Here is a 1702-nt window from a genome sequence, read left to right as displayed (position 1 = left end):
AGTTCAGCACGAAGGCGATCACGCCCCAGGCGGTGGCCAGCTCCATCCCGGCGATCAAGGCGAACACCCAGACGACCGCCCCCGTCAGCGCGCTCATCGTGCTGCGCACCATCATATATTTCTGGAATTTGGCGGAAATCTCCTGCGCGGGCTTGAGCAGCGCCTCTCTCAGGCCCGGATTGTCCAGCCGGCTGATATTGTCCTGCGCGATCTCGACCTCCAGCAGGCCGAGCACCGTGAAGGCGAAGGCGATCACCACGAAGGAGAGCAGGCCGTAGCCCTGACCGCCGATCCCCCGCACGGCGCCGGTGATCCAGGCCGGGCTGAAGCCCGTCTCCATCAGCGTCTTCACGGCTATGCCATGCCCTTCCAGCCAGTCGGCGGCTTGCGCATAAAGCGACTGGAAACGCGCTGTATTGCTGATGAGCCATTGCGCGACCAGGCTGAAAGCCCAGATCATCAGATAGCCCAGCACGAAAATGACCGCGAGGGTGCACAGCAAAGTGACGACCAGCGCCGCCAGTTTCGGGATTCGGTTCTGTAACGCGCCTTGCAGCGGCCAGACCACGGCGACGATAAAGATCGCGAAGGTCACGGGGGCGATGATCGGGCGGGCGACGAAGGCGGCGGCGAGCAGGATGACCAAAGCGCAGAGAATGAGCGACGCTTTCGCCGCGAGATCGTTATTCATGAATCAGATTTCCAAACCGCGCGCCCTTATGGCGACGCTTGCGAGTTAAGCCGGGATTTTGCGCCGCTTCAACCGCTTATGGTGGCGCTTCGCAAATGTCCCGGCCAAGGCTAACATCGAGGCCGGCCGATGAATCACCCGGCTCCAGGGGCGCCGCTGCATGGAAAAGGTCGATTGCGTCGTCGTCGGCGCCGGCGTTGTGGGGCTGGCGGTTGCGCGCGCGCTGGCTTTGGCCGGGCGGGAGGTGATCGTCGTCGAACAGGCGGATCGGATCGGCGCCGAAACCTCCTCGCGCAACAGCGAGGTGATCCACGCCGGCCTTTATTACGATCCTGGCAGCCTGATGGCCCGGTTCTGCGTCGAGGGCCGGCGCGCGCTCTATGATTTCTGCGCCGAACGCGGCGTGGCGCATCGCCGCTGCGGCAAGCTTGTGGTCGCGACTTCGGCGGCGGAGATCGGCCAGCTCGCCGCGATCAAGGCGCGCGCCGAAAAGAATGGCGTCGCCGATCTGGTCGAGATGAGCGCCGCAGAGGCCCGCGCGCTGGAGTCGGCGCTTCGCTGCGAGGCGGCGTTGCTGTCGCCCTCGACCGGCATCATCGACAGCCACGGTTTTATGCTGGCTCTGCTGGCGGAGGCCGAGGCCCATGGCGTGGTTCTGGCGCTCAGGACGCCGGTCGTTGCGGGCCGGATTTCCGACAAGGGCGTCGAATTGACGCTCGGCGGCGACCAGCCGATGCGGCTGCGTTGCGGCTTGTGCGTCAATTCAGCCGGCCTTTACGCGCCCGATCTGGCGCGGCGGTTCGAGGGTTTTCCCGTCGAACAGGTCCCCAAAGCTTTTTTCGCCAAGGGCAGCTATTTCGCCCTCGCCGGCCGTTCGCCCTTCTCGCGCCTGATTTATCCCGCGCCCGTTCCGGGCGGTCTCGGCACGCATCTGACCCTCGATCTCGGCGACCAAGCGCGATTCGGCCCGGACGTCGAATGGATCGACCATGTCGACTACAGCGTCGACCC

The 1702-nt window shown here is 65.0% G+C and carries 2 protein-coding genes; one reads left to right on the top strand and one right to left on the bottom strand.

Annotated elements, in window-relative coordinates:
* Positions 1 to 691: AI-2E family transporter (locus ACE3S9_RS19270; protein ID WP_374548091.1), on the bottom strand; the 691-nt coding region annotated here is incomplete at its 3' end.
* A gap of 160 nt (positions 692 to 851) precedes the next feature.
* On the opposite strand from ACE3S9_RS19270, the gene ACE3S9_RS19265 reads away from it, so the two are divergent.
* Positions 852 to 1702 (top strand): NAD(P)/FAD-dependent oxidoreductase (locus ACE3S9_RS19265; protein ID WP_374548090.1); only part of this gene is annotated, 851 nt, incomplete at its 3' end.

The sequence above is a fragment of the Rhodoblastus sp. genome, assembly GCF_041915505.1.
In the GTDB taxonomy this organism is placed as follows: Bacteria; Pseudomonadota; Alphaproteobacteria; order Rhizobiales; family Beijerinckiaceae; genus Rhodoblastus.
Note: the sequence above shows the minus strand (reverse complement) of the source record. Positions and strands in the feature narration are given on the sequence as shown.